Origin of the sequence: Comamonas sp. CAH-2, assembly GCF_009668305.1 — a bacterium.
Taxonomy (GTDB): Bacteria; Pseudomonadota; Gammaproteobacteria; order Burkholderiales; family Burkholderiaceae_C; genus Comamonas; species Comamonas aquatica.
The window spans coordinates 141,583-167,068 of the sequence record NZ_VSWF01000002.1 but is presented as its reverse complement, the minus strand read 5'-3'; the positions used below and the strand labels follow the sequence as shown (position 1 = coordinate 167,068).

General features: G+C 61.0%; 28 protein-coding genes and 3 pseudogenes. 25 read left to right on the top strand and 6 right to left on the bottom strand.

Features of this window, described 5'->3' with window-relative positions:
* Window positions 1–7 precede the first annotated feature (7 nt).
* On the top strand, window positions 8–1,624 hold the full coding sequence (gene guaA / locus FYM52_RS02905; protein WP_154163025.1) for a glutamine-hydrolyzing GMP synthase: 1,617 nt from the start codon (window positions 8–10) through the stop codon (window positions 1,622–1,624).
* A 307-nt stretch (window positions 1,625–1,931) separates the two neighbouring features.
* Window positions 1,932–3,134: a site-specific integrase gene (locus FYM52_RS02900; RefSeq protein WP_101516787.1), complete on the top strand. Its 1,203-nt coding sequence runs from the start codon at window positions 1,932–1,934 to the stop codon at window positions 3,132–3,134.
* Between the two features lie 89 nt (window positions 3,135–3,223).
* Here FYM52_RS02900 and FYM52_RS02895 read toward each other — a convergent pair whose 3' ends face one another.
* Both FYM52_RS02895 and FYM52_RS02890 read right to left on the bottom strand, forming a co-directional pair.
* Entirely contained in the window at window positions 3,224–3,469 is a 246-nt protein-coding gene (locus tag FYM52_RS02895) for an AlpA family transcriptional regulator (protein ID WP_026437060.1), read from the bottom strand.
* A 103-nt stretch (window positions 3,470–3,572) separates the two neighbouring features.
* On the bottom strand, window positions 3,573–4,592 hold the full coding sequence (locus tag FYM52_RS02890; protein ID WP_179954924.1) for a LuxR family transcriptional regulator: 1,020 nt from the start codon (window positions 4,590–4,592) through the stop codon (window positions 3,573–3,575).
* 81 nt (window positions 4,593–4,673) lie between these two features.
* Here FYM52_RS02890 and FYM52_RS02885 point away from each other — a divergent pair, with 81 nt between their 5' ends.
* Genes FYM52_RS02885 through repC form a run of 3 tightly spaced genes read left to right on the top strand, consistent with a single transcriptional unit; the run spans window position 4,674 to window position 6,648 of the window.
* A complete protein-coding gene (locus FYM52_RS02885) occupies window positions 4,674–4,907 on the top strand; it encodes a Plasmid-related protein (RefSeq protein WP_015039729.1) in 234 nt (77 codons plus the stop codon).
* A gap of 3 nt (window positions 4,908–4,910) precedes the next feature.
* Complete coding sequence (locus FYM52_RS02880; protein ID WP_162524634.1) at window positions 4,911–5,789, top strand: helicase RepA family protein; 879 nt, start codon at window positions 4,911–4,913, stop codon at window positions 5,787–5,789.
* Window positions 5,779–6,648 (top strand): replication protein C, IncQ-type, encoded by an 870-nt coding sequence (gene repC / locus FYM52_RS02875; RefSeq protein WP_154163023.1) that lies wholly within the window; start codon window positions 5,779–5,781, stop codon window positions 6,646–6,648. The genes FYM52_RS02880 and repC overlap by 11 nt, the downstream gene beginning before the upstream one ends.
* A gap of 51 nt (window positions 6,649–6,699) precedes the next feature.
* On the opposite strand, the gene FYM52_RS18840 is transcribed toward repC, so the two are convergent.
* On the bottom strand, window positions 6,700–7,011 hold the full coding sequence (locus tag FYM52_RS18840; RefSeq protein ID WP_154163022.1) for a hypothetical protein: 312 nt from the start codon (window positions 7,009–7,011) through the stop codon (window positions 6,700–6,702).
* Window positions 7,012–7,375: 364 nt separating this feature from the next.
* Between FYM52_RS18840 and FYM52_RS02865 the strand changes: the two genes are divergently transcribed.
* The 3 genes and pseudogenes from FYM52_RS02865 to traI all read left to right on the top strand — a co-directional run.
* Window positions 7,376–7,654, top strand: coding sequence for a TraK family protein (locus FYM52_RS02865; protein ID WP_011805735.1), 279 nt, complete (start codon window positions 7,376–7,378; stop codon window positions 7,652–7,654).
* A 322-nt stretch (window positions 7,655–7,976) separates the two neighbouring features.
* Window positions 7,977–8,348 carry a conjugal transfer transcriptional regulator TraJ gene (gene traJ, locus FYM52_RS02860; RefSeq protein WP_127170737.1) on the top strand — a complete coding sequence of 124 codons (372 nt, stop codon included), beginning with the start codon at window positions 7,977–7,979 and terminating at the stop codon, window positions 8,346–8,348.
* A gap of 34 nt (window positions 8,349–8,382) precedes the next feature.
* Window positions 8,383–8,853: pseudogene (gene traI / locus FYM52_RS02855) on the top strand (TraI/MobA(P) family conjugative relaxase); the annotation flags it as partial.
* A gap of 30 nt (window positions 8,854–8,883) precedes the next feature.
* On the opposite strand, the pseudogene FYM52_RS02850 reads toward traI, so the two are convergent.
* Window positions 8,884–9,902 (bottom strand): annotated as a pseudogene (locus tag FYM52_RS02850) (IS3 family transposase); the annotation flags it as partial.
* On the opposite strand from FYM52_RS02850, the pseudogene FYM52_RS02845 reads away from it, so the two are divergent.
* From FYM52_RS02845 to FYM52_RS02785, 13 genes and pseudogenes are all read left to right on the top strand, one after another.
* Window positions 9,893–10,111, top strand: a pseudogene (locus tag FYM52_RS02845) (IS91 family transposase); the annotation flags it as partial. The pseudogenes FYM52_RS02850 and FYM52_RS02845 sit on opposite strands and share 10 nt — an antisense overlap.
* Before the next feature lie 165 nt (window positions 10,112–10,276).
* Entirely contained in the window at window positions 10,277–10,600 is a 324-nt protein-coding gene (locus FYM52_RS02840) for an alpha-ketoglutarate-dependent dioxygenase AlkB (protein WP_238826088.1), read from the top strand.
* Window positions 10,601–10,722: 122 nt separating this feature from the next.
* Window positions 10,723–11,052 (top strand): BolA family transcriptional regulator, encoded by a 330-nt coding sequence (locus FYM52_RS02835; RefSeq protein ID WP_154163021.1) that lies wholly within the window; start codon window positions 10,723–10,725, stop codon window positions 11,050–11,052.
* 86 nt (window positions 11,053–11,138) lie between these two features.
* Entirely contained in the window at window positions 11,139–12,332 is a 1,194-nt protein-coding gene (gene fabV, locus FYM52_RS02830; protein WP_154163020.1) for an enoyl-ACP reductase FabV, read from the top strand.
* 253 nt (window positions 12,333–12,585) lie between these two features.
* Window positions 12,586–12,987 (top strand): hypothetical protein, encoded by a 402-nt coding sequence (locus FYM52_RS02825; protein WP_202981131.1) that lies wholly within the window; start codon window positions 12,586–12,588, stop codon window positions 12,985–12,987.
* Between the two features lie 195 nt (window positions 12,988–13,182).
* Window positions 13,183–13,701 carry an LPD7 domain-containing protein gene (locus FYM52_RS02820; RefSeq protein WP_370513791.1) on the top strand — a complete coding sequence of 173 codons (519 nt, stop codon included), beginning with the start codon at window positions 13,183–13,185 and terminating at the stop codon, window positions 13,699–13,701.
* Between the two features lie 67 nt (window positions 13,702–13,768).
* Entirely contained in the window at window positions 13,769–14,023 is a 255-nt protein-coding gene (locus FYM52_RS02815) for a plasmid stabilization protein (protein WP_033945649.1), read from the top strand.
* A complete protein-coding gene (locus FYM52_RS02810) occupies window positions 14,024–14,443 on the top strand; it encodes a type II toxin-antitoxin system VapC family toxin (RefSeq protein WP_154163019.1) in 420 nt (139 codons plus the stop codon).
* Between the two features lie 169 nt (window positions 14,444–14,612).
* Window positions 14,613–15,398, top strand: a complete 786-nt coding sequence (trbJ, locus tag FYM52_RS02805; protein WP_154163018.1) for a P-type conjugative transfer protein TrbJ — start codon at window positions 14,613–14,615, stop codon at window positions 15,396–15,398.
* Between the two features lie 15 nt (window positions 15,399–15,413).
* Window positions 15,414–15,683 carry an entry exclusion lipoprotein TrbK gene (trbK, locus tag FYM52_RS02800; RefSeq protein WP_154163017.1) on the top strand — a complete coding sequence of 90 codons (270 nt, stop codon included), beginning with the start codon at window positions 15,414–15,416 and terminating at the stop codon, window positions 15,681–15,683.
* The gene (trbL, locus tag FYM52_RS02795) at window positions 15,680–17,296 is read left to right on the top strand and encodes a P-type conjugative transfer protein TrbL (protein ID WP_154163016.1); all 1,617 of its coding nucleotides are present in this window, start codon (window positions 15,680–15,682) and stop codon (window positions 17,294–17,296) included. Before trbK ends, trbL begins: the two co-directional genes overlap by 4 nt.
* A gap of 2 nt (window positions 17,297–17,298) precedes the next feature.
* Window positions 17,299–17,571 (top strand): hypothetical protein, encoded by a 273-nt coding sequence (locus tag FYM52_RS02790; RefSeq protein ID WP_196744659.1) that lies wholly within the window; start codon window positions 17,299–17,301, stop codon window positions 17,569–17,571.
* Window positions 17,572–17,633: 62 nt separating this feature from the next.
* Window positions 17,634–17,864, top strand: a complete 231-nt coding sequence (locus FYM52_RS02785) for a type I toxin-antitoxin system ptaRNA1 family toxin (protein ID WP_154163015.1) — start codon at window positions 17,634–17,636, stop codon at window positions 17,862–17,864.
* Between the two features lie 245 nt (window positions 17,865–18,109).
* Here the strand turns inward: FYM52_RS02785 and FYM52_RS02780 are convergent, their stop codons facing one another.
* Window positions 18,110–18,469 carry a transcriptional regulator gene (locus tag FYM52_RS02780; protein ID WP_154163014.1) on the bottom strand — a complete coding sequence of 120 codons (360 nt, stop codon included), beginning with the start codon at window positions 18,467–18,469 and terminating at the stop codon, window positions 18,110–18,112.
* On the bottom strand, window positions 18,466–18,834 hold the full coding sequence (locus FYM52_RS02775) for an XRE family transcriptional regulator (protein ID WP_154163013.1): 369 nt from the start codon (window positions 18,832–18,834) through the stop codon (window positions 18,466–18,468). The genes FYM52_RS02780 and FYM52_RS02775 overlap by 4 nt, the downstream gene beginning before the upstream one ends.
* Before the next feature lie 329 nt (window positions 18,835–19,163).
* On the opposite strand from FYM52_RS02775, the gene FYM52_RS02770 reads away from it, so the two are divergent.
* From FYM52_RS02770 to FYM52_RS02755, 4 genes are read left to right on the top strand one after another with little or no spacing between them, the layout of a single operon-like run.
* A complete protein-coding gene (locus FYM52_RS02770) occupies window positions 19,164–19,364 on the top strand; it encodes an AlpA family transcriptional regulator (protein WP_010378957.1) in 201 nt (66 codons plus the stop codon).
* A gap of 58 nt (window positions 19,365–19,422) precedes the next feature.
* Window positions 19,423–22,209 (top strand): DNA methyltransferase, encoded by a 2,787-nt coding sequence (locus tag FYM52_RS02765; protein WP_154163012.1) that lies wholly within the window; start codon window positions 19,423–19,425, stop codon window positions 22,207–22,209.
* The gene (locus FYM52_RS02760; protein WP_154163011.1) at window positions 22,206–24,260 is read left to right on the top strand and encodes a DEAD/DEAH box helicase; all 2,055 of its coding nucleotides are present in this window, start codon (window positions 22,206–22,208) and stop codon (window positions 24,258–24,260) included. Before FYM52_RS02765 ends, FYM52_RS02760 begins: the two co-directional genes overlap by 4 nt.
* A complete protein-coding gene (locus tag FYM52_RS02755; RefSeq protein WP_154163010.1) occupies window positions 24,253–25,455 on the top strand; it encodes a GIY-YIG nuclease family protein in 1,203 nt (400 codons plus the stop codon). The genes FYM52_RS02760 and FYM52_RS02755 overlap by 8 nt, the downstream gene beginning before the upstream one ends.
* Window positions 25,456–25,486: the final 31 nt, after the last annotated feature.

Sequence of the window (25,486 nt, the reverse complement as noted above, 5' to 3'; positions counted from 1 at the left end):
TAACACCATGCAACACGACAAGATCCTCATCCTTGACTTCGGCTCCCAGGTCACGCAGCTGATTGCCCGCCGCGTGCGCGAAGCCCATGTGTACTGCGAAGTCCACCCCTGCGACGTCAGCAGCGAGTGGGTGCGCGAATTTGCCGCCGATGGCCGCCTCAAGGGCGTGATCCTGTCGGGCAGCCACGCGTCGGTCTACGAAGTGGACGACCGTGCCCCGGATGCCGTGTTCGAGCTGGGCATTCCCGTGCTGGGCATCTGCTACGGCATGCAGACCATGGCCACCCAACTGGGCGGCAAGGTCGAAGGCTCGGACAGCCGCGAATTCGGCTACGCCGAAGTGCGTGCCCATGGCCACACCCAGCTGCTGCAAGGCATCGAAGACTTCGTGACCGCCGAAGGCCACGGCATGCTCAAGGTCTGGATGAGCCACGGCGACAAGGTCACCCAGCTGCCCGAAGGCTTCAAGGTGATGGCCTCGACCCCATCCTGCCCCATCGCCGGCATGGCCGATGAAGCCCGCCGTTTCTACGCCGTGCAGTTCCACCCCGAAGTCACGCACACCGTGCAGGGCCAGGCCATGCTGAACCGTTTCGTGCTGGACATCTGTGGCACGCAGGCGGACTGGATCATGGGCGACTACATCGAAGAAGCCGTGGCCAAGATTCGCGAACAAGTTGGTGACGAAGAAGTCATTCTGGGCCTGTCCGGTGGCGTGGATTCCTCCGTGGCGGCTGCACTGATCCACCGCGCCATCGGCGACCAGCTGACCTGCGTGTTCGTGGACCACGGCCTGCTGCGCCTGAACGAAGGCGACATGGTCATGGACATGTTCGCCGGCAAGCTGCACGCCAAGGTGATTCGCGTGGATGCTTCCGAGCTGTTCCTGGGCAAGCTGGCCGGCGTGAGCGAGCCGGAAGCCAAGCGCAAGATCATCGGCGGCCTGTTTGTGGACGTGTTCAAGGCTGAAGCCGAAAAGCTCAAGGCGGCCAACGCCGGCGCCAAGGGCGCGACCTTCCTGGCCCAGGGCACCATCTACCCCGACGTGATCGAGTCGGGTGGCGCCAAGTCCAAGAAGGCGGTCACCATCAAGAGCCACCACAACGTCGGTGGCCTGCCCGAGCAACTGGGCCTGAAGCTGCTGGAGCCCCTGCGCGACCTGTTCAAGGACGAAGTGCGCGAACTGGGTGTGGCCCTGGGCCTGCCCCGTGGCATGGTCTACCGCCACCCCTTCCCCGGTCCTGGCCTGGGCGTGCGCATCCTGGGTGAAGTGAAGAAGGAATACGCCGACCTGCTGCGCCGTGCCGACGCCATCTTCATCGAAGAGCTGAACAACTGGATCGACGAAGCGACCGGCAAGAGCTGGTACGACCTGACCAGCCAGGCCTTCACCGTGTTCCTGCCCGTCAAGAGCGTGGGCGTGATGGGTGACGGTCGCACCTACGACTACGTCGTGGCCCTGCGTGCCGTGGTCACCAGCGACTTCATGACCGCCGAATGGGCGGAGCTGCCCTATGGCCTGCTGAAGAAAGTGTCCGGCCGCATCATCAACGAGGTGCGCGGCATCAACCGTGTGACCTACGACGTCAGCACCAAGCCACCAGCGACCATCGAGTGGGAGTGATTCGGCGTCTGGCACCGGTTGGCATCTAGTAGCACGAAAGCACACCTAAGCCCGCGTCATTGCGGGCTTTTTTGTGATCTCGTTCGGCACCGCCTGGCAACATTTGGCATCGCCAAGCACCGTTTTTTCATGGCATGATGGATGGCATTGAATGCTTCTATGCCATGAGAAGTCGCCGATACCATGCAACCACCTTGCGAATGTTCATGGTATCGAATTTGCGTAACACGATGATTTAATGGATGTTTTACGCCAGGGCGGGCCGGTCTTCGGATCATGGTATTTGAGCTGAATCAGGGCGAGAACCATGTTGACCGATACCAAGCTGCGCAACCTCAAGCCGAAGGACAAGCTCTACAAGGTGAATGACCGTGACGGCCTCTATGTAGCCGTGACGGCCGCCGGAGCGATCTCATTCCGCTACAACTACTCGATCCACGGTAGGCAGGAGACCATCACCTTCGGCCGCTACGGTGTCGGCGGCATCACCCTGGCGGAAGCCCGCGAGCGGTTGGGCGAGGCCAAGAAGATGGTCGCGGCCGGGAAGTCACCGGCCAAGGAGAAGGCGCGGGATAAGGCCCGCGTCAAGGACGCGGAGACATTCGGGGCCTGGGCGGAGAAGTGGCTGCGCGGCTACCAGATGGCCGACTCCACCCGCGACATGCGCCGCTCAGTCTACGAGCGCGACTTGAAGCCGAAATTCGGCAATCAGAAGCTGGTCGAGATTACCCACGAGGACTTGCGGGCACTGACCGATGCCATCGTGGAGCGCGGCGCGCCGGCAACGGCAGTGCATGTCCGCGAGGTGGTGATGCAGGTCTATCGCTGGGCCATCGAGCGTGGCCAGAAGGTCGAGAACCCGGCGGAGCTGGTGCGTCCAACGTCCATCGCCAAATTCGAGCCGCGCGACCGTGCGCTGACGCCCGACGAGATCGGCCTGATGTACCAGTACATGGAGCGCATTGGCACAGCGCCATCCATTCGGGCGGCGGCCAAGCTGCTGCTGTTGACGATGGTGCGCAAGAGCGAGCTGACCAACGCGACCTGGAGCGAGATCAATTTCAGCGACGCGCTTTGGACGATCCCGAAGGAGCGGATGAAGCGGCGCAATCCGCACCTGGTGTTTCTGTCCCGCCAGGCGCTGGACATCTTCATTGCCCTGAAAACCTTCGCCGGTGGATCGGACTACGTGCTGCCGTCGCGGTACGACTCGGACCTACCCATGAGCAGCGCCACGCTCAACCAGGTGCTGACGCTGACGTATCGGCTGGCGCAGAAGGAAGGAAAGCCGCTCGCCAAGTTCGGGCCGCATGACTTGCGGCGCACGGCCAGCACGTTATTGCACGAGGCTGGCTACAACACGGACTGGATCGAGAAGTGCCTGGCGCACGAACAGAGAGGCGTCAGGGCCGTCTACAACAAGGCCGAGTACCGCGAGCAGCGGACGGCGATGTTGCAGGACTGGGCGGACATGATCGACGAATGGACGCTCAAGCGGCCGAAGGCTTAAGTCAGAGGAGGGCAGGTAGGCAGCGCCTCCAGAACAGCGACCTTGGCCTCGGCTGTCATTGACACTTGAGGGGCGCGGCGTTTTAGCGGCTAAAAAGCGGTGGCTGCGACCGACGGGGTGAAGCCGGGTCGCATGGCCTGCGTGCCCGATGACTTGCGTGCCTCGATCCATTCCTCGATTTCTGCCAAGTCCCAGGCGACGTTTCGGCTGGTGAGTGCGATCCGGCGCGGGAACTCCCCGCGCTGTTCCATGTTGAAGATCGTTCGCTCAGACAGCGGGATCATCGCCAGTAGCTTCTTCCGGTTGATGAGTGTCTTACTTGTGGTTGCCTGCATCCCCTGGCCTCTTCAGTCACTTGCGAATATGTGCCTGATGGTGCCTGTCAATGCGGATCGATTCGGCCTAATGATTGACCCTTTTGGTTGACGCCAAAAGAAATCAGCGGATGGGGCGCTTCTTCTTCAAGTGAAACATTGCGGGGATTGATGCCAGCGCCTTCGATACCGCTTGGCGCGCGATGCCCAACCTTCGCGCAATCTCCGACTGATTGAGTCCAGACCACTGGAGCATCAAGATCTGCTTCTTGCGATCGGATAGCTTCGAGTCCACCATCAGCCGCGCCTGGTTGCGCAGTTCCGCCTTGTCTGCCGGTTGCAACGTCTGGCGCATGACATAGTGGAAGAAGTAGCCGTCAACGAGTTGATCGCCCGATTTCACTTGCGGCGTTGCCGGCTTCGCGCATTGCTGGCTGAGCCTGGCTAGCTCAAGTTCAAACTGTGCGAGTGATCGCTTCGCCTGTCTGTATGCGGGGTTCCATTCGCCATTCGTTAGCTTGGGTCGATGCCCCTCGCAATACTGGTGACTAAGTTCAAGCTTCTTGCGATTCTCAAGCTCCGCATCGTTGACCTGCTGTTCCGCAACCTTGGCCATGAACGCGGAAAACTCCGACAGCTCTCCGCAGAAGTCGCAGAAGCCGTGTTTCCGTTGCGCATTGAGACTGACGCCCTGAGCGGGGGCAGACGTTTGCGGGCGTTTGCTGGCACAGCAGCAAACCAGTTCGATCAAGGCTTCGAGGGTCGCGGTAAAGCGATGATCCCTTGGCGTCTGTCGGTCTTCCGTTTTGATGAACTGGCGTAGCAACTGGCGCTGCACGCGAACCATCGCGTCAAGTCCTACCAGTCCAATGATCGCGCTGAAGCCCACACCCGTGCCGGCGCCGGGGACATAGCCAGAGTAACGTACTGGAAGGGTTGCCATGTAGGCGGCTACAGCAGGATCGATCACTTCCTGGATCAGTCGCCCGATGGGGTAGCGTCGCGAAGACGTGGAGTATGGCTTCCAACGTTCGCGGAAATCTTTGATGGACTGAGAAACGGTGGGGTCGCATCCTTCCCAGATGGGGATGTAGTAGCGACCAAGGCGCTTCTTAGCGTGCTCTTCGTTTTCCATGTCAACCATTATTGCCAACTAATAAGCTGCCATCAAGCCTGGCGCTGCGTAACCTTCGTTGCAATTCAGTTGATAACGGAGGTTTACGCAATGACGATGGAAGACACGCTGCTGCAACGCTTCGGCCCGCTGCTGAGCATCGCGCAGCTCGCCACTGTCCTGGATCGTTCGCCTGATGGGTTGCGGATCAGCTTGCGTGCGACGAACGAATGGACGCAGCGGATCAACAAGGCCCGCTTGAAGATCGGCCGGCGGGTCTACTTCCGAACCTCGCAGATCGCCGAGGTGCTGAGCGACGAGTCCCTGTACGGAACGGGGAACTGAGTCGTGGCGATTGATGTCCTGGCGGCGTTCGAGTGCGAACCGCCGGTTCTGGATTTCATATGGCCGGGCTTCCTTGCGGGAACCGTCGGTGCGCTCGTTGCTCCAGGAGCCACGGGTAAGAGCTTCTGGGCGCTGGAAGCGGCCATGAGCATCGCATGCAGCGTTGCCGGCGGCGACCTCGTGGGCCTGGCCCCCGCACACACCGGGCGCGTGGTCTATCTGGCCGGGGAAGACCCGCCGCCCGCGCTTGTCCGGCGCATTCACGCCATCGGCCAGCACCTCGGGCATACAGCCCGCCAAGCCATCGCCGAGAACCTCGTGCTTGAGCCGATCATGGGCAAGCGCCTGAACGTCATGGACGAGGCTCACTTGCGCCGCGTCATCGAGTACAGCGCCGGGGCGAGGCTGATCGTGCTGGACACCCTGAGCCGCATCCACGCCCTCGATGAGAACAGCAACGGCAACATGGCCCACCTCGTGGCCGTGCTGGAGCAGGTCGCGGCTACCACGGGCGCATCCGTGCTCTACCTGCACCACGTCAGCAAAGGAAGCGCCCGCGAAGGGCAGACCGACCAGCAGCAGGCCGCGCGTGGCGCGTCCGCGCTGATCGACAACGCCAGGTGGTGCGGTTACGTCGCCCGCATGACTGAGGACGAGGCGAAGCGCCTCAGCGACCGCGCCCATGACCGGCAACCCATCGGCGATGAGCGGCGCGGCTTCTTCGTGCGTTTCGGCGTCAGCAAGCAGAACTACGACGCCACGCCGCTTGATCGCTGGTACATGCGGCACGCCGGCGGCGTGCTGGTGCCGGTGGAGCTGTATGAGGCCAGCCGGAATGAGGAAAAGGGACGTGACGGTCGGAGGCGAGGCGATGGCTTTTGACCTCACCCATGCCAGGCACGATCCAATGCACTGCTTGGTCCCCGGCTTGTTCCGCAGTCTCAAGCGCGGCGAACGGAAGAAGCTCAAGCTCGATGTGACGTATCACTACGCCGAAAATGAACTAGCGCGGTTCGTCGGATTCGAGCCTCTTGGTGCTGATGACATGCGGCTGCTGCAAGGTCTTGTGGCTCTTGGAGGGCCGAAGGGCATCATCCTGACGCCAGAGCCAACAGCGGACTTGCCGAAGCAACTCCGTCTATTCCTTGAGCCGAAGTTCGACGCGGTAGGGCAGGATGCGCTGGTCGTGAGAGAGAGTATGACCAGCCTGCTAGGCGAAATCGGCTTGACCGATGGCGGCGACAATATCAGGGCGATCAAGGCGAGCTTGCTGCGCATGGCAAACGTGACGGTGGTCGTCACCAAGGGGAGCAGGCAAAGGTCTTTTCATCTGATGAGCTACGCCTTCGACGAGGAGGACGGACGGCTATTCGTCGCGCTGAATCCTCAGATTGCAGAGGCGATTCTTGGGCGTCGCCCGTATACCCGCATCGAGATGGCCGAGGTGCGGGCGCTACAGACTGACCCGGCCCGTCTGATTCACCAGCGGCTATGCGGCTGGATCGATCCGGGCAAAGCCGGGCGTGTGGAACTGGATACCCTTTCCGGTTATGTCTGGCCGGACCAGGCGAACGCCGAGGCCATGAAGAAGCGCCGCCAGAAGGCCCGCAAGGCTCTGGCCGAGCTTGCCACCGTGGGATGGAAGGTCAGCGAGTATGCGGCAGGGAAGTGGGAAATTGGCAGGCCGAAGCCCGTAGTAACGTTCCCCAAGCCCCGTAGCAACGTTCCCCTTCACCCGTAGCAACGTTCCCCGCCTCAAACCGGAAAACAGAGCAACGGCGCGGGCTTGCGGCTAGTCCGCAAATTCCATCCATGATCTTCCAAGATCATCCACTAGGCGCGGCACTTGCCGCCGCCCTTTAGGGCGACGCCAAGTCCTTGCCGATGGTCGGCCTGCGGCCGAGTTGTACGCCAGAAGGGCGGTCAGCTCCGGCCGGTTCTTTTTAGCGGCTAAAACGCTGCGCCCCTCAAGTGTCAATAGGCAGGTGTTGTATGTTGTATGTTGTATGTTGTAGCGCGCTACAACATACAACAGTTCAATTCGATGCCCTGGCCACGTCATGAGATCGGCCTTTCTTTCGCGCGCTACGTCGAGCTGCAGCATCGTCATCTCCGGCGAGGCTGGCCATGTCCGGGCCATGGTCGACCATCGCCACGTCCGACGATGCACCGAGGGCCCCATCGCCAGTTCTGACGATGACGGCCGCCGGCGCTGGAGCTCGCATCGCCACTTCTGACGATGCGATCCTCTCTTTGACACTTGAGGGGCCGAGCGGCGGGGAATCTCCCGGCCTACTCCCCTCTTGGCGTTCAATTTTCCGTGCTGAATGAACTGCCATCCCTGTTTCGATGGGCGTGCCTGTGTCATCGGCTCCATGTCAACCATTTCGGCCAATTATTGGAATGTTGTGTAGGCCAGCACTCCGTAACCTTCGGAGTAGTTCAGTTGATAACGGAGGTTTACGGACATGGCGACGACAGAAAGCAGCTACCCCGAGGAGCTGGCCGCACGGCTGGCTCTTCAGCAGAAGACCTCGCAAACAAAGCGCAGGGACTACCTGGCCGCTTTCATGGCGGTGCGCTCGGACGTGAAGGAAGCGATGGAGGCCGGCTACGCGCTCAAGATCATCTGGGAGCACCTGCGCGAGGTCGGGCGCATCCCTTTCCGGTATGAGACGTTCCTGAAGTACGTTCGCCAGCACATCACCAATGCGCGGCCTGGCTCCATGGGGCAGGGTACGAAGTAAGCAAAGTTCCATGCTCAATCGCGGCAAGCGCATGGCTGAAACGCTGTTACCGGCCTCTTGGATCGCTGCAAGCACGCGGACATTGGCAATTTCCGTTGGTTTTCCCGCTGCTGGCGCGCTGTTGCGAAGCAACGGTGCGGTTACAGCGCGAAATTCGATGAGTCATACGAGGCAAAAACAACGCCGTAAGGCGGGCAGGATGTGTGAAGTAGGCCCACCCGCAAGCGGGTTGTCCTTCTTCACTTCCCCTTATTCGCGCCGGGGGCGCTCAACGGGGCATCCTGCTCTGCGAGGCTGCCGGCTACCGCCGGCTGGAGAGCGAATGGACGACGAGAAGAGAGTCACGCGGAAGAGCAGCCCGCCCATCAAGGTGTACTGCCTTCCTGAAGAGCGCGAACTGATCGAGGCGAACGCCAAGAGGGCCGGGGTCAGCGTGGCGCGCTATCTGCGCGACGTGGGCCAGGGCTACCAGATCAAGGGCGTCATGGATTACGAATACGTGCGCGAGCTGGTGCGCGTGAATGGCGACCTTGGCCGGCTGGGCGGCTTGCTCAAGCTATGGCTGACCGACGACCCGCGCACGGCTCGCTTCGGTGACGCCACGATCCTTGCCCTGCTGGGCCGGATCGAAGCCACCCAGGACGAAATGAGCCGACTCATGAAGTCCGTGGTGCAGCCGAGGGCCGAGCCTTGAGCGTTTTAGCGGCTAAAAAGCCGGAGGCCGGCCGATGATCGCCAAGCACGTGCCCATGCGTTCGCTGGGCAAGTCCGACTTCGCCGGCCTGGTGAACTACGTCACCGACGCGCAGAGCAAGGATCACCGGCTGGGCCAGGTGCAGATCACGAACTGCGATGCCGTGTCGGCGCAGGACGCCATCACGGAGGTTCTGGCGACCCAGCACACGAACACGCGGGCCAAGGGCGACAAGACCTATCACTTGATCGTCAGCTTCCGGGCCGGCGAGCAGCCCAGCGCCGACACCCTGCGCGCGATTGAGGAACGTATCTGCGCCGGGCTGGGCTACGGCGAACACCAGCGCGTCAGTGCCGTTCACAACGACACCGACAACCTGCACATCCACATCGCCATCAACAAGATTCACCCGACGCGGCGCACGATGCACGAGCCGTACTACTCGCATCGGGCGCTGGCCGAGCTTTGCACGGCCTTGGAGCGCGACTACGGCCTGGAGCGCGACTGATGTTGCCCCTGTATTCCCGGTCCCGCCCTATTCGCAATAAAGCGCCCGGTCAGACCCTGCGGCCTGCTGCCGCCTGAACTCCCGAGGCGAACGCATTTTCAGCGACGAGTGCGGATGCACCTCGTTGAAGTGCTCGAAGGCCGCCGGCAGCTGGGCCAGCACCGTGCGCGCGTCACGCAGGTCCATGCGCGCCACGTAGTCGCGCTTGAAGGTGTTTACGAAGCTCTCGGCCATGCCGTTGCTCTGCGGGCTACAGACGGGCGTGTTGATGGGCTTGAGGCCCAGCGCACGCGCCAGCGCCCTGGTGTCAGCTGCGATGTAGGCCCCACCGTTGTCGCTCAGGAACTCCAGTTCCTGGTCTGCCGGCACCGCCTCGACCGAACCGAAGCGACGCTCGACGGCTTCGATGAGCATCTCGCGTACCGGCTCCCCTGGCAGCCCCTTGCCCTCCCAGGCCCGCCAGGCCATCACCTCGCGGTCACAGCAATCCTTCATGAACGTGGCAGTCACGGTCTGGCCCGAGTCGCACTTGATTTCCAGGCCATCGGAGCACCAACGCAGGTCGCTGCGCGAGACCGCCACACGGCCCTCATGGGTGCGTGCGGACTGGCGCCGGCGTGGTGCTTTGGGCAGCAGGAGGTCGGCTGCCGCCATCACGCGATAGACGCGCTTGGCATTGACCTTCGGTGCACCCTGAGCAGCGCGCTGACGGTTGACCAAGGCACAGGCACGTCGATAGCCATAGCTGGGCAGCTGCGCAATTTCCTGGCGCAGCTCAGCAAGCAGCCCGGCATCGCCAGTGGGTGTGCGGTGGCGACGACCATCGTTCCAGTCCTCCTCGCGCCCGAGCAGGTCGCGCACATGCGAGCGCGCCAGCCCCATCGTCCGGCAGACCGTTTTCACTGGTCGTCCCCGGGCAACAAGGGCGAGCGCGCAATCCACTTTTTTTCTGCGGCGTACTCCACGGCTTCCTTGAGGATTTCGTTCTCCATGGTCTTCTTGCCGAGCACGCGCTGCAGCTTGGCGATTTCCGCGCGGGCAGATGCGCATCATTGCCTTCATCACCCACAGCGCCGAAATCCGCCACATCCTGAACCACATCGGGGTGGAGTCTGCCCCCCCGCACATCACCCCGGCACGCGGGCCACCGCTGTGGGAGGGCTGCGACGCGCCGGTGGATGATGGTGCGCAAGGCGAGCCGGATTGGGATCTGGCAGCTCAACCCGACGAGGTAGACCAGCGCGTCAATTGGTGACCCAGTGAAGCGGCGGTATCCATCGCTGCGGGGAAGCAGCTGCGCGCGCGCCAGGCCCAAATGCATACTGCCTCCCAAGCTCTTGCCATTGAGCGGCAAGCGAGCGCTCAACCTTCCTTGGCCGAACGTGTTTCGAGGCCCAAAACTCGTGCCATACTTGGCCTCATGCGGTTGAATTTCCTATCCGTGTTTAATTGTGTGTTGTTAAATCAATACGCCGATGGTCAGGATCATATGGGCTGGCATGCTGATGATGAGCCGGAACTGGGTGTCGCGCCGCAAATTGCGTCGGTCAGTTTGGGCTATCCACGCCGCTTTGATTTAAAGCATCGCGAGCTGGGCTGTCAGCTGCAGCTGATGCTGCCGCATGGCAGCTTGCTGTTGATGGCGGGCGAATGTCAGCACTACTGGCTGCATCGCTTACCGAAGCAGGCGGCGGCGAATACGGAGCGGATCAATCTGACCTTTAGATACATAGCACCAAAATAATTATTTTTATAATGCCGTTATCAGCTTAGCCAAGATCAAGCTGCTGCAGCTTGATCGACTGGGGACAAAGCGGCCGGCTTTGACTAAAATTAAGTTCAGGACGCCAACAGGAGCTGGACAAGATGTTAATCCATACTGCAATAGAGCAAAAATTACTGGATGCTTTTAACCCGATTCATCTGGACGTCGTCAATGAGAGTGCCAACCATAATGTGCCGCCAGGTTCGGAGTCGCATTTTAAGGTGGTGATTGTGACCCCGCAGTTTGAGGGCATGCGCTTATTACAGCGCCACCGTGCCGTAAATGCCATTGTCGCGGAAGAGCTGGCTGAGAAAATCCATGCTTTGGCCTTACATACCTACACGCCGTCGGAATGGTATGAATATTATGCGGAAAAGCCGCCGGTGTCGCCGAAGTGCTTGGGTGGCAGCAAAGCCGAAAAAGCATCCTAAGCACGATTTTTGCTGATCCGACCTGTTTTTAGCGGTAAAGTTTTACACTAGCGACACTTTTCATAAAGACAACAACAGGATTGGCTATGGTTATTCAACCAAAGATTCGTGGTTTTATCTGTACTAACGCACACCCGGTTGGCTGTGCGGAGCATGTAAAAGAGCAAATTGCTTATGTTAAGCAGCAAGGGCCGGTAAGCGGTGGTCCGAAGAATGTGCTGGTGATCGGTGCCTCTACCGGTTATGGCCTGGCCTCACGCATTACCGCTGCCTTTGGTTCAGGTGCCGCAACCCTGGGGATTTTCTTTGAAAAAGAACCGACAGAGGGTAAAACCGGTTCTGCTGGTTGGTATAACACTGCCGCCTTTGAAGCTGCTGCTGATGCTGAAGGTTTATGGAACAAGCACTTAAACGGCGATGCCTTTACCGATGAGTTAAAAGCCAAAGCGATTGATTTGATCCGTCGCGAAATGGGTAAAATTGATCTGGTAGTCTACAGTCTGGCCGCTCCACGGCGTAAGGATCCGGTGAGCGGTGAGGTTTACAGCTCGGTACTCAAACCTATTGGTCAGGCTTACACCGCCAAGAATCTGAATACGTCGAAGCGTGAAATTGAAGAGGTGTCGGTAGAGCCGGCTAATGACGAAGAAATCTTTAATACCGTTAAGGTGATGGGTGGCGAAGATTGGGAGCGCTGGCTGGATCAACTGCATGCCGCCGGTGTGTTAGCAGACAACTGTCAGACGGTGGCTTATACCTATATTGGTAAGGAACTCACCTGGCCAATCTACGGCAAGGCGACAATCGGCAAGGCAAAAGAAGATCTGGATCGTGCTGCCGCTGCCATTACCGCTAAGCTCAGTGCGCAGCAGGGTAAAGCCTATGTTGCGTCATTAAAAGCCCTGGTGACTCAAGCCAGTTCGGCTATTCCAATTATGCCACTGTATATCTCGCTGTTGTATCGGGTGATGAAAGCTGAGGGTACCCATGAAGGCTGTATTGAACAGATTAATGGTTTGTTCCGCCAGGGCTTATATGCGACAGCCCCGCAACTGGACGATGCCGGCCGGTTACGGATGGACGGCAAAGAACTAAGCGATCATGTGCAGCAGGCGGTGAAAGACTTATGGGGCCAGGTCACGACAGACACCATCGATAGTCTGACCGATTATGTCGGCTACCATAATGAGTTTTTACGTTTGTTCGGCTTTGGCTACCAGCATGTGGATTATGAGGCGGATGTGTCACCGCTGAGTCCATTACAGCATCTGGTCAATTAGTCGTATTGACAAAGCCGCAAAAACCGCCCGAGGGCGGTTTTTCTCTACCCCCGACAGGTGGTAATTGGCACAGAATTTTTGGTAATACCATGGATAGAAGACGGTATTAGTGCTAAAATTCGCGACTTTAATACGTGTATCTGGTTAACTTTTGTACAATTGCAGGTGGTGCAAAACGCAAACCAGGTGTGCTGCGCTGGCGCAGCTGAAAAACTAGGCCCTGTTTCTTCCCAAAATAGTAGTGCAAGTACGTATGATAAAACTCAAAAAAGGCTTGGACATTCCCCTTGCAGGCAGTCCTAAACAAGAGATCACTACGGGCAATGCCATTACTACTGTCGCCGTACTCGGCGAAGAGTATGTAGGTATGCGCCCGACCATGGCGGTCGAAGTGGGTGACAGCGTGAAAAAAGGTCAGGTGCTTTTCGAAGATAAGAAAAACCCTGGCGTGAAATTCACAGCTCCGGCAGCTGGTACGGTGAAGGAAATCAATCGTGGCGCCAAACGGGTACTGCAATCGGTAGTGATTGCGGTGTCTGGCGATGCGGCTGAGACTTTCACGCAGTATCCGGCCGAGCAACTGGCTACCCTGAGTGCAGAACAGGTAAAACAAAACCTGGTTGATTCAGGTTTATGGGTTGCCTTCCGTTGCTGACCAAATCCTGCCTTCGCGGCCAAATGCATCGATAACTGGCACCAATGGATGAAACCGACCACGGTTTGACGCCACGAATCGCAGATTTGAAAGTGAACAGGAAAGTCAATGAAATCAACGATCTACCAACACCACCTCCGCGCCAGTGCTAGCTTTTCGTACCGTCACTTATTGCACTGAAAACGAGGAGACCCCATCTACCGCGCCGGCAGCTCGGCCGTGCGCGATGACGGCGAGCGCTTGGCCGTATCCAGCCAGGCCGACCGCGCCGGCGTCGTGACAGCGCTGCGCCTAGCGATGGAACGCTACGGCGAGCGCATCACCGTCAGCGGCAGCGTGGAGTTCAAGGCCGCCGTGATCCGGGCGGCCGTGGATGCTCAGCTTCCCATCACGTTCGCCGATCCGGCCCTGGAGAGCCGGCGGCAGGCCGAGGTCACCAAGGCACAGGTCAAGCGCCGGCCGAGTGTGCCGGCAGTCGGCCAGGAACCGCCGCCACATCGCCGGCACGGCCTGTGCACGCTCGGCCAGCTCGACAGCCTGCACATCGAGGGTAGGGCCCAGCGGCCGACTCAGGCCACCCATATCCCGACTCCGCCAGCGGCCAAGATGCAGAAGTTGGCACCGTCTGAGCTGGAGAAGCGCGAGGCGCGGCTACGGGCGCAGATGGAAGCCAAGAAGGCGAAACGCCAGGGTAGGAAGGGGCGCGGCGTTTGATACTTGCATGGGTGACTGCATAGTTCTATGATTGCAGTCATGGAAAGCAAGTGAGAGGTTTTGAATTATGGCAATTCTGACTGTAAGGAATGTGCCGGATGACGTGCATCGCGCTTTGCGCGTGCGGGCGGCCCAACATGGCCGCAGCACGGAAGCGGAGGTGCGCGAGATTCTGGCGGCCGTGGTCAAGCCGGAGAAGCGCGTGCGTGTGGGTGAAGCCCTAGCCGCCATCGGCCGCAAGATCGGGCTGACCAATGAGGATTTCGCCGTGTTCGAGAGCGTGCGCGACAAGACACCGGCCAAACCGTTGAGCTTCGACTGAATGATCGTCCTGGATACCAACGTCGTTTCAGAGGCGATGAAGCCGGAGCCGGACGCGGCCGTGAGGGCCTGGCTGAACGACCAAGCGGCGGAAACCTTGTACCTGTCCAGCGTCACGCTGGCCGAGTTGCTGTTTGGCATCCGGGCGCTGCCGGCGGGCAAGCGCAAGAACATGCTCGACCGCGCTCTGGCTGAGCTGCTGGAGCTGTTCAAGGATCGGGTCTTGCCGTTCGATACGGATGCAGCGCGCCACTATGCCGACCTGGCCGTGACGGCCAAGAACGGCGGGCGCGGCTTCCCGACGCCAGACGGCTACATCGCGGCCGTTGCAGCCTCGCGGGGCTTCATCGTGGCATCGCGCGACACATCGCCCTATGAAGCGGCTGGCGTGACTGTCATCAACCCTTGGGAGGATGTATAGGGCCAGGGACACCCGTAAGGGCCGAGAACAGAATCACCGAAGTCCGGGCCTCAGTGCCAAGGGCGATACCGATTAGCTAGTGGCGTAGCTCTTCGATGAAACCTTGCCGTGGGCAAGCGCGAGCTTGGTCAAGGCATTGCCTTTCTTTCATCGAATGGAGATTGCGACCATGAAGCACGTCCGTTTTTTAGCGGCTAAAACCGCGCTCGCTGCCGTCCTGGCCGGCAGCATCATCATCACCCCGGCGCAGGCCGGCATCCCCGTCATCGACGGCGGCAACCTGGTGCAGAACGTCATGACGGCCATCGAGTCGGTGGCGCAGACGCTCAAGCAGATCGAGCAGTACCAGACCCAATTGCAGCAGTACGAGAACATGCTGCAAAACACGATGGCCCCGGCGGCCTACATCTGGGATCAGGCGCAGTCCACGATCAACGGGCTGATGAACGCCGTCAACACGCTGGACTACTACAGGAACCAGCTCGGCAGTCTCGACGCCTACCTGGGCAAGTTCCAGGACGTGAGCTACTACCGCAGCTCGCCGTGCTTCTCGGCCGCCGGGTGCTCGGATGCCGAGCGCGCCGCGATGGAGCAAAACCGCCGCCTGGCGAGCGAGAGCCAGAAGAAGGCGAACGACGCGCTTTTCAAGGGTCTGGAGCAACAGCAGCGCAACCTTACCGCCGACGCTCGCCAGCTCGAACGGCTCCAGTCAGCGGCGCAGGGTGCGACCGGTCAGATGCAGGCCATCGGCTTCGCCAACCAGCTCGCCGCCAACCAGGCAAACCAGCTCCTGCAAATCCGTGGCTTGCTGATCGCGCAGCAGAACGCCGCGACCGCCAGGATGCAGGCGCAGGCCGACCTTGAGGCGCAACAGCAGGCCGCCGGCGCGACTTCTAGGGAATCCAGGATCGAGCGAACGGCCAGCCCGAGAAACTGGCTCGAACTGACCCGCTGACGGAGGCCCTGCACCATGAAGAAAACGATGCTGCTTGCCGGCCTCGTGGTGGTGCTGGTGGCCGGCTGCGACAACAAGCCGGTCATCCCGCCCACGCCAGAGGTCAATGACACCAATTGCCAGATCGAGGCGATCAAGAAGATCGAGGATAGGGCCACGCGCGAGAAATTCGCCGGGCTGTGCTCGCGTCGGTCTCCGGCTGCCGGCGGCATCGCGCCGACCGAGAAGCCCATGAACTGGCTCGAACTGGCCGACCCGAAAGACCAGAAGGAGGCGAAGCCATGAAAGCACTGTCCAAGGCGGCGCTGATCGGCGTCGCCATCGCGCTCTACTCCAGCGCCGCATCGGCCCAGCTCACCAATCAGGGGATGCTTGACCAGGTGGTGACGGAGTTCGCCACGCGAGCCACGTCCTGGCAGACGGTGGTGATGAATGCCGCGATGTTCCTGCTCTGGACGCTGGGCACGATCTCGCTGGTTTTCACCTTCGGCTTCATGGCGCTGCGCAAGGCTGACATTGGCGAGTTCTTCGCCGAGTTCATCAGGTTCATCCTGTTCTTCGGCTTCTTCCTCTGGCTGCTGCGCAACGGCCCGGCCTTCGCCAACTCGATCATCCAGTCACTGGCCCGGATCGGCGAGCAGGCGTCCGGGGTGGCGTCGGTGACACCCTCGGGCATTGTGGATATCGGCTTCATGATCTTGAAGCAGGCATTCAGGAACTCGTCGATCTGGTCGCCCGTGGATAGCTTCATCGGTGTGGCCTTGAGCGTCGGCATCCTGATCCTGCTGGCTGTTGTCGCCGTGAATATGTTGCTGCTGCTCGTCTCGGGCTGGTTACTGATGTACGCCGGAATCTTCTTCCTCGGCTTCGGTGGAAGCCGTTGGACTTCCGACATGGCGATCAACTACTACAAGACCGTGCTGGGCGTGGCCGTGCAGATCATGACGATGGTGCTCCTGGTCGGCATCGGGAACGACCTGCTTTCCAGCTTCTACGCCAGGATGAACACCGGTACGCTGAACTTTGAAGAGCTGGGCGTGATGCTGGTTTTCTGCGTGGCGTTGCTCATGCTGGTCAATCGTGTGCCCCCGCTTGTCGCCGGCATCATCACCGGCTCGGGGATCGGTGGCGCTGGCGGCATTGGCAACTTCGGTGCAGGTGCCGCCATCGGTGCGGCTATGGGCGCGGCGAGTATGGCCGCCGGAGCGGCCAGCGTGGCTGGCGCGGCCGTGATGGGCGGTGCGGCCTCGGCCGCCGGCGGCATGTCGGCGATTAAGGCGGCGGTCGAGAAAGCAGGGGCTAGCGCCGGTGGCGAATCGGGCGGAGTACCCATGTTTGGTGGTGGTGCTGGCGGTGATTCCGATGCTGGATCGTTCGCGCAGGCGGCGGGCTTTGGTGGCGGCGGTTCCAGTGCCGGCACAAGTACGCCGCTTGGCCAGGCGGCCGGCTTTTACAGCTCTGGAAGCTCCAGCAGTTCGGGCAGCAGCGGCGGCGAATCGAGGGGCGGCGACAAAGCTGGCTCCAGCTCGAAGGGTAGCGGCGATGGCGGCGGCTCGAAGGCCGGCGGCGGCAGCGACGCTGGCGGCGGCAGCGACGCTGGCGGCCAAGCCGGCCGAGGTGCGGGAGGCCTTGTCGCTGCGACGGCTGCGAACCTGGTGCAAGGCATTGGCGACGTTGCGAAGGCCAAGGCGGCCAGCATCCGCGACGCCGCCGCCGAACGCATCGCCGACACCACCGGCGGGAAGATCGCCGCCGCGATCCGGGCGAGCAGCCAGACAGACCGGGCGGTCGAGGATGTGCCCAGCTTCGGCGGCAACAGCCTGGCAGGGGCCGATTCGGCTGCTGCGGATCCTGATGATGAAGTGGCCGCGTTCGCCAACCGCGACAAGGAGGTATGACGATGACGCCGAGAGGATTTTTCGACTGCCTGGACGTTGCCGCTGCCGAGCAGCGCCAGGCGCAGGCGGTTGAGGCTGAGCCGGTCGACGATCAATCGACTGATGCAGACCCGGCGGCAGAAGTTGCGGCCTTTGTTGATCGACCTGCTCCGCCCGTCATTGAGGCCACCAAGCTGGCGGCCAGGTCGGGCGGCAACGCCAGCAGCTACGGCAGCAGCGCGAGAAGCACGCCGCTGGCCGAGGCCGCCGGCTTCTACGGCACCGGCAGCCGATAAGCGCGCCGGCCGGCGTGGGGCCGGCCGACACTTCCACAACCCACCTGTTAGAGAGGTGAATCATGGCAACCCTGAATCCTACCAATGCAACGCAGGCCGTTCATCATGCAGCCGTGCAGCTTGCCGCGCTCGACTGGCTCGACCAGGACGCAGCGCGGCAGCTCGGGCCGCTCGCCGAGGCCGTGGCAAACGCTTTTATGGTCGTGTTCTATCAGGCCGAGACGGGCCGGGCGACGCCTGCCGACTTTCGCGAGGCCCTGGACGCGGTGCGGCAGTCACTCCGCGCCGCGTAGGCACGCGCACCAGGAGCAGCAAGGGCGGCCATTCGCCGCCCTTGTCATTTCCGGGCCTGCATCGTCAAAGGTGACGATGCGCGCTGGCGTGCTCGAGCATCGCCAGATCGGACGATGACGGCCGCTCTGGCCTTCTCCCTTGGCGTGGATCTCGCATCGTCGTTTCTAGCGATGAGATCCAGCGCACCAGAACGGCGCACGTCGAGCTGCAGCACCGCCAGGAATGGCGATGCTGGCCAGCTCTCCTACTCGATGCCGTGCATGGCCTTCGCCCGCGCTGCGACGGCCTGTGCGTGTTCGATATAGGCCGGGTCGGCTGTGGCCTCGGCTTCGGCCAGGAAGGTGCTGATCGCCTCGGCCGAGGTCAGCGTCTCGGCCGGGTCGAAAGGCGTCAGCTCACGGCCAACGGCCGGCGCATCTACCCATTCGCGTTGTTCCGGCTGCAGTGGATACCCGCCGGCGGCTTCGGCCTCGGCCAGCAGCTCGGCCAGGGTGTAGCGCACCTGGCCAGGCGTGACGGCGCGGGCCGGGTCGGCCTTCAAGGCGTCATAGGCCGGGCCGACCTTCTCATGCAGCCAGTTTTCCAGGTTCTTCGAGCCTGTCATCGGCTGGCCTCATCAAGCATGGATGCCAGGCGCTCCAGGTCATTGACCGATTGCGAGCGAAAGCGGCAGGTCAGCAGCTCGTGCAGCGCGGCCGGCGTCAATCCGAGAAGCGTAGCCGCTTGCTCGGTCGACAACTGTTGCGCCTTGATGGCCTCGCCGATCTTGGTGACGAGTCGGGTCTTGACCAGCATTTCGCCGGCGTCGGGATAGCCCAGGTCGGCATAGACGTTGGCGCTGCCCTGCTGAATGTTCGTGGTGTCGTCAGCGTTCAGGTCGGCCAGCAGCTCGGCGACTGTGGCGAACCGCCCCGAGACACGGCCGGCGCGGCTGTCTGCAATTGCTTCCTCGGTTTCCTTCCTGCCCATCGCACACCTCACGCTGATTTGCCTAGCCCGTCTCATCCAGATGAGGCCACAGAGAGCGCGGCTGTGAAGGCCAAAGAGTACTACGTTGCGTGTTTTCCCCGGAAGAAGACACGCCAACCACCTTCTTGGCGTAAACCATCTACAACCTGGTGGCTAAAGCACATGGCCTTGCCATCGAGCCGGTGCCGCGAGCCCGCCGCAACGCATAGCGCCGGCCGAATCTATGGCTTCGCGCACATGAGATTCGGGGTTCATCTGGGTGGATCAGATGGTAAACTTGACCAAACTTTGGAAGACTTCGCCGTGCGACACCAAGCGAGTCGCCTGACATGAACCAACCTGATAGCGAAATTCTCACGCTGGATGAAGTGGCGGTCTACCTCAAGGCAGGGAAGAAGACCGTTTACCGGCTGGCCCAGCAGGGGGAGATACCGGGATTCAAGCTGGGCGGCACCTGGCGGTTTCGTCGCAGCGAGTTGGATCGCTGGATTGCCGCGCAGATAGCCGAGAAAACGCAGGACAAGACATGAGCGCCCCGAAAAACGATAGCAACCAGGCGGCCTCGTTCAGAGAGGGGGCAGCACGCCCATGAACCCCGTAGAAATCGAACAAGCCATCACGGACCTTGCGGAGCAGTCCTTTGACCACGCAGAGTTCCCCTATGCCTTTCTTGAAGCCTTCGGCAACAAGGCGACGACCATCAAGCGCCTGCGCGCCGGAGCGTCGAACAAATCCGATCTGGGCGGTGTCCTCCAGACCAGCAACATCCATATCCTGACCTGCGAAGCTGGGCGGGTGACGCAGACGCTGGCCGCTCTCAAGGCCAGCCCGGCGACGGCAAAGGCCAAGGCGAAGTTCATCCTCGCCACGGACGGCGTGGACTTCGAGGCCGAAGACCTGACCAGCGGCGAGACCGTCGCCTGTGCCTTCAAGGACTTCCCGGATCACTTCGGCTTCTTCCTTCCGTTGGCGGGCATCAGCACCGTCCGCCAGATCAGCGAAAACGCCTTCGACATCCGGGCCACCAGCCGCCTGAACCGCCTGTATGTCGAACTGTTGAAAGACAACCCCGAATGGGGCGCGGCAGATCGTCGCCACGACATGAACAAGTTCATGGCGCGGCTGATCTTCTGCTTCTTCGCCGAGGACACCGACATCTTCATCGGCAAAGGGCGCTTCACCGAAACCGTCGCGCAGATGAGCGCCAAGGACTCCTCCAACACGCACGAGGTCCTCGCCACGCTGTTTCGCACCATGAACACCAAGCGCGAGGGCCGGGCCGCCGCCAGGATTCCCCGATGGGCCGAAGACTTCCCATACGTCAACGGGCAGTTGTTCTCTGGTGGCGACGAGGTGCCGCGATTCAGCAAGATTGCCCGGTCCTACCTGCTGCACGTCGGTGGCCTCGACTGGACCAAGATCAACCCGGACATCTTCGGTTCGATGATCCAGGCCGTTGCTGAGGACGAGGAGCGCGGAGAGTTGGGGATGCACTACACGAGCGTTCCCAACATTCTGAAGGTGTTGAACCCACTGTTCCTCGACGACCTGCGTTCCAGGCTGGAAGAGGCGGGCGACAACCCCCGCATGTTGCTGAACCTGCGTAAGCGCATCGCCAGGATCAGGGTCTTCGACCCGGCCTGCGGCTCGGGAAATTTCCTGGTTATCGCCTACAAGGAAATGCGCGCCATCGAAGCCGAGATCAACCGGCGGCGCGGCGAGCCGGATCGCGCATCAGAAATCCCACTCACCAACTTTCGCGGAATCGAGGTGCGCGATTTCCCGGCGGAGATTGCTCGCCTCGCACTGGTCATCGCCGAGTACCAGTGCGACGTGTTGTACCGGGGGCAAAAACTCGCCCTGGCCGAGTTCCTGCCCTTGCGTAACGAGAACTGGATTACTTGTGGCAACGCACTGTGGCTTGATTGGATTAGCTTGATGGGTGTTGGCGGCTCAGGTGTGCGACTGGTCTCAGACGACCTCTTGCAAACACCGCTCGATCAAGCAGAGATCAAGTTTGAGAATGAAGAGGGCGAGACTTACATCTGCGGAAATCCGCCGTACAAAGGGCAGTCCGAGATGAGCGATAAGGAGAAAGACGACTTGTCGGCAGTCTTCGCCAATACGGGAATCCAATGGAAGTCGTTGGATTACGTGTTGGGTTGGTTCTGGAAGGCGAGACAGATGTGCCTGTCTCACAAAACGCGGTGTGCTTTTGTTTCGACCAATTCGATCTGTCAGGGCCAACAGGTCCCAGCGTTCTGGTCATTCGCCCTGGCTGATGGGCTGCGCATCCATTTTGCTAGGACGTCGTTCTCGTGGAAGAACCTTGCCAAGAACAACGCCACTGTCACGGTGGTAGTGGTCGGCCTTGCTGCAGATGTGAACGGCGGACGCCTCTACGAAGAAGGAGCCGATGGCATCCCGCAAGAGCGTCGGGTCAATTTCATTGGCCCTTACCTCGTTCCTGATACTTATACGGTCGTAGAAAAGGCTAACCGACCGCTGAACGGCTTGCCTCCGATGGATTACGGCAGCAAGCCGGCTGACGGTGGAGGGCTTGTCATCAAGGCGCAGGACTATCAAGAGATCACCGACCCTGGAATAAAGAATTACACCAAGCAGTATCTCGGCAGTGACGAATACATCGACGGCAAGAGTCGTTGGTGTCTGTGGATTACCAATAGTCAGTTGTCGCACGCGCTGACCTTCCCGTATATCAAGGCCCGCATAGAAGCGGTCCGGAATTTCCGTGCCCAAAGCAAGAAAGACAAGACACGAGAGCAGGCTGCTTGCGCTCATGCCTTCGCTGAAATCAGGCACGGGCGCGACTCGGGGGGAGCGATGCCGCTGATCGTTCCCATTCATACCAGTGAGAATAGGGAATACCTGCCAGTCGGCGGCTTGGAGCGCGGGGCCGTTGTTTCTAACGCCGCGTTCGGTTTGTACGACGCCCCTCTTTGGAGCATGGCGTTGATTGCCTCACGCCTTCACCTAGTATGGATTGCCACCGTCTGCGGCAAGCTGGAAACGCGCTACCGCTACTCTAACACCCTCGGCTGGAACACCTTCCCCGCGCCAACGCTGACGGAGAAGAACACGATGGACCTCACACGCTGCGCCGAGGACATTCTGCTGGCACGCGAGCACCATTTCCCGGCCACCATCGCCGACCTCTACGACCCCGAGAAGATGCCCGCCGACCTGCGGGCAGCTCATGATCGCAACGACGAAGTGCTGGAGCGTATCTACATCGGCCGTCGCTTCAAGAACGACACCGAGCGGCTGGAAAAGCTGTTCGACCTCTACGCCAAGATGACCGCTGCGGCTGCACCGGCCAAGGGCAAGAAGAGCAAAGCGGGAGCCAATGCATGAGCGACAAAATCAAGTCCGTACCGTCCGTTTCCGTCACCTATGCCCGCAACGGCGCATCGACCAAGGCCAATGCGCTTGGGATGCGGCCCATGCAGGAGCGGGCCTACGAGAAGCGGGGCGAGCAATACCTGCTCATCAAGTCGCCGCCCGCATCGGGCAAGAGCCGTGCGCTGATGTTCGTGGCACTCGACAAGCTCAAGAATCAGGGCTTGAAGCAGGCCATCATCGTTGTACCGGAGAAGTCCATCGGTGCCAGCTTCAACGACGAGCCGCTGTCGAAGTACGGCTTCTGGTCCGATTGGCAGGTCGAACCCAAGTGGAACCTGTGCAACGCGCCAGGCAACGACAACGGCGGCAAGGTCAAGTCACTCGGCGCGTTCCTCGAAGGCGACGACAAGGTGCTGGTCTGCACCCATGCGACATTCCGCTTCGCGGTCGATGCCTACGGCGTGGAGGCGTTCGACGACCGACTGATTGCGGTCGATGAGTTCCACCACGTTTCGGCCAACCCGGATAACAAGCTCGGCTTGCACCTGGGGCAGTTCTTCGCGCGGGGCAAGACGCACATCGTTGCCATGACCGGCTCCTACTTCCGTGGCGACGCGGAGGCCGTGCTCGCACCGCAGGATGAGTCGAAGTTCGATACCGTCACCTACACCTACTACGAGCAGCTCAACGGCTACGAGTACCTCAAGAAACTTGACATCGGCTACTTCTTCTACAGCGGGCCTTACGTCGATGACATCCTCAATGTCCTCGATCCCGCCGAGAAGACGATCATCCACATCCCCAACGTCAATTCGCGTGAAAGTACGAAGGACAAGATGCGCGAAGTGGAGCACATCATCGAAGCGCTGGGTGAATGGCAAGGCATCGACCCTGCGACCGGCTTCCAACGTGTCAAGCGCCCCGATGGCCGCGTGCTGCGGATCGCCGATCTCGTCGATGACGATGCCGCCAAGCGCGACCGCGTGTCCGCCTCGCTCAAAGACCCGGCGCAGAAGAACAACCGCGACCATGTGGACATCATCATCGCGCTGGGCATGGCGAAGGAAGGCTTCGATTGGATTTGGTGCGAACATGCGCTGACCGTGGGCTACCGCGCCAGCCTGACCGAGATCGTGCAGATCATCGGCCGAGCTACCCGCGACGCGCCCGGCAAGACCCGCGCGAGGTTCACCAACCTGATCGCCGAGCCGGATGCAGCCGAGGAAGCTGTCACCGAGGCCGTCAACGATACGTTGAAGGCCATCGCGGCAAGCCTGCTGATGGAGCAGGTTCTTGCTCCACGCTTTGAGTTCAAGCCCAAGAACCCCGACAGCGGCCCGACGCCGGGTTTTAACTACGGCGAGGGTGGCTACGACTCGGACCGCTGCAATGTCGGTGTCAATGAGCAGACAGGGGCGTACCAAATCGAGATCAAGGGCCTCGCCGAGCCCAAGAGCAAGGAGGCGGCGCGAATCTGCCAGGAAGACTTGAACGAAGTCATCGCGGCTTTCGTGCAGGACAAGCCCACCATCGAGCGTGGCCTGTTTGATGAGGAGTTGGTGCCCGAGGAGCTGACGCAGGTTCGCATGGGCAAGATCATCAAGGACAAGTATCCCGAGCTTGACGCTGAAGATCAGGAGGCCGTGCGCCAGCACGCCATCGCCGCCCTCAACCTAACGCAGCAGGCCAAGCGGCTTGTCACCGAAGGCGAGAGCGACGGGTCGCCCAACACCGCCCTGATCGACGGCGTGCGCCGCTTCGCGATGGACGTGCGCGAGCTGGACATTGACCTCATCGATCGCATCAACCCCTTTGGCGAAGCCTACGCCATCCTCGCCAAGACCATGAGCGAGGACAGCTTGAAGCAGGTCGCGGCGGCCATCTCGGCCAAGCGCACCTCGATCACGCCTGAGGATGCCAAAGTGATCGCCAAGCGCGCGGTTGAGTTCAAACGCGAGCGTGGGAGGGCTCCATCGGTTACCTCGCAGGACGCCTGGGAAAAGCACCTTGCCGAAGGCGCGGCCGCCTTCATGCGTTTCAGGGCGGAGGGACGCTATGAGTAACTCCGATCTTGACGACCTGGCGGCAGAGCTGGCCGAGTTCGCTCCGCCTGAGAAGAAAAATGGCCGCCCAGCCAGCGAGGAGCGTGTCATTGCAGGCTTCGAGGAAATCCAACGCTTCACAGAGCAGCACGGGCGTGCGCCGCAGCATGGCGAAGACCGCGACATATTCGAGCGCCTATATGCCGTACGACTCGACCGTCTACGCGCGCTCCCGGATTGCCGCGCCTTGCTTGAGCCGCTAGACCATCAGGGCTTGCTTGCTGGGGCACCGACCGTTGCCGCTTCGGCGGACGAAACTATCGACATCGACGACCTGGCTGCCGAACTGGCGGATGTTCCCGGCGCGGACGACATCACGGTCTTGCGCCATGTCCGTACCAGCGCCGAAAAGCGCGCCGCCGAGGAGATCGCGGATCGCAAGCCCTGCGAGGACTTCGAGACCTTCCGGCCCTTGTTCGAGCGCGTGCAAGCGGAAGTCAAAACCGGTATGCGCCAGTCCCAGCCCATCGAAGCGGGCCGCCGTGCGATTGAAGTCGGGGACTTTTTCGTTCTCGACGGCCTTACTCTCTACGTCGCCGAGGTCGGCGAGCCGTTGAAAACCACCGCCGGGGAAGTGGACCGCCGCCTGCGCCTCATCTTCTCCAACGGCACCGAAAGCAATCTGCTGCTGCGCTCGCTCCAGCGCGCGTTCTACGACGACCCCGCCGCGCGACGGCTGGCCTCTCCTGAGAGCGGGCAACTTTCCTTCGGTGGCGAGCTTGAGGCCGATGATGTCGAAAGCGGCACCATCTACGTCCTGCGCTCCCTCTCCGATCATCCCTATGTCGCGCAGCACCGCGACATCATCCACAAGATGGGCGTGACCGGCGGCAGGGTGGAGACGCGCATCGCCAACGCCGAACACGACTCCACCTACCTGCTGGCGAAGGTCGAAGTGGTAGCGACCTACAAGCTCGCGGGCATCAACCGCACCCGGATGGAGAACCTGTTCCACAGGCTGTTCGCACCCGCACGGTTGAATATCACCATCCACGACCGCTTCGGTCACCCCGTGCAGCCCGAGGAATGGTTTCTCGTTCCGTTGTTCGTGATCGACGAGGCCGTCGCGCGCATCAAGGATGGCAGCATCACTGGCTACGTCTACGATCCCAAGGCCGCGAAGCTGGTGAAGGCGGCGGAGGCGGGCAGAGCATGAGTATCCGATCCATCTACGGCCTCTTGCAGCT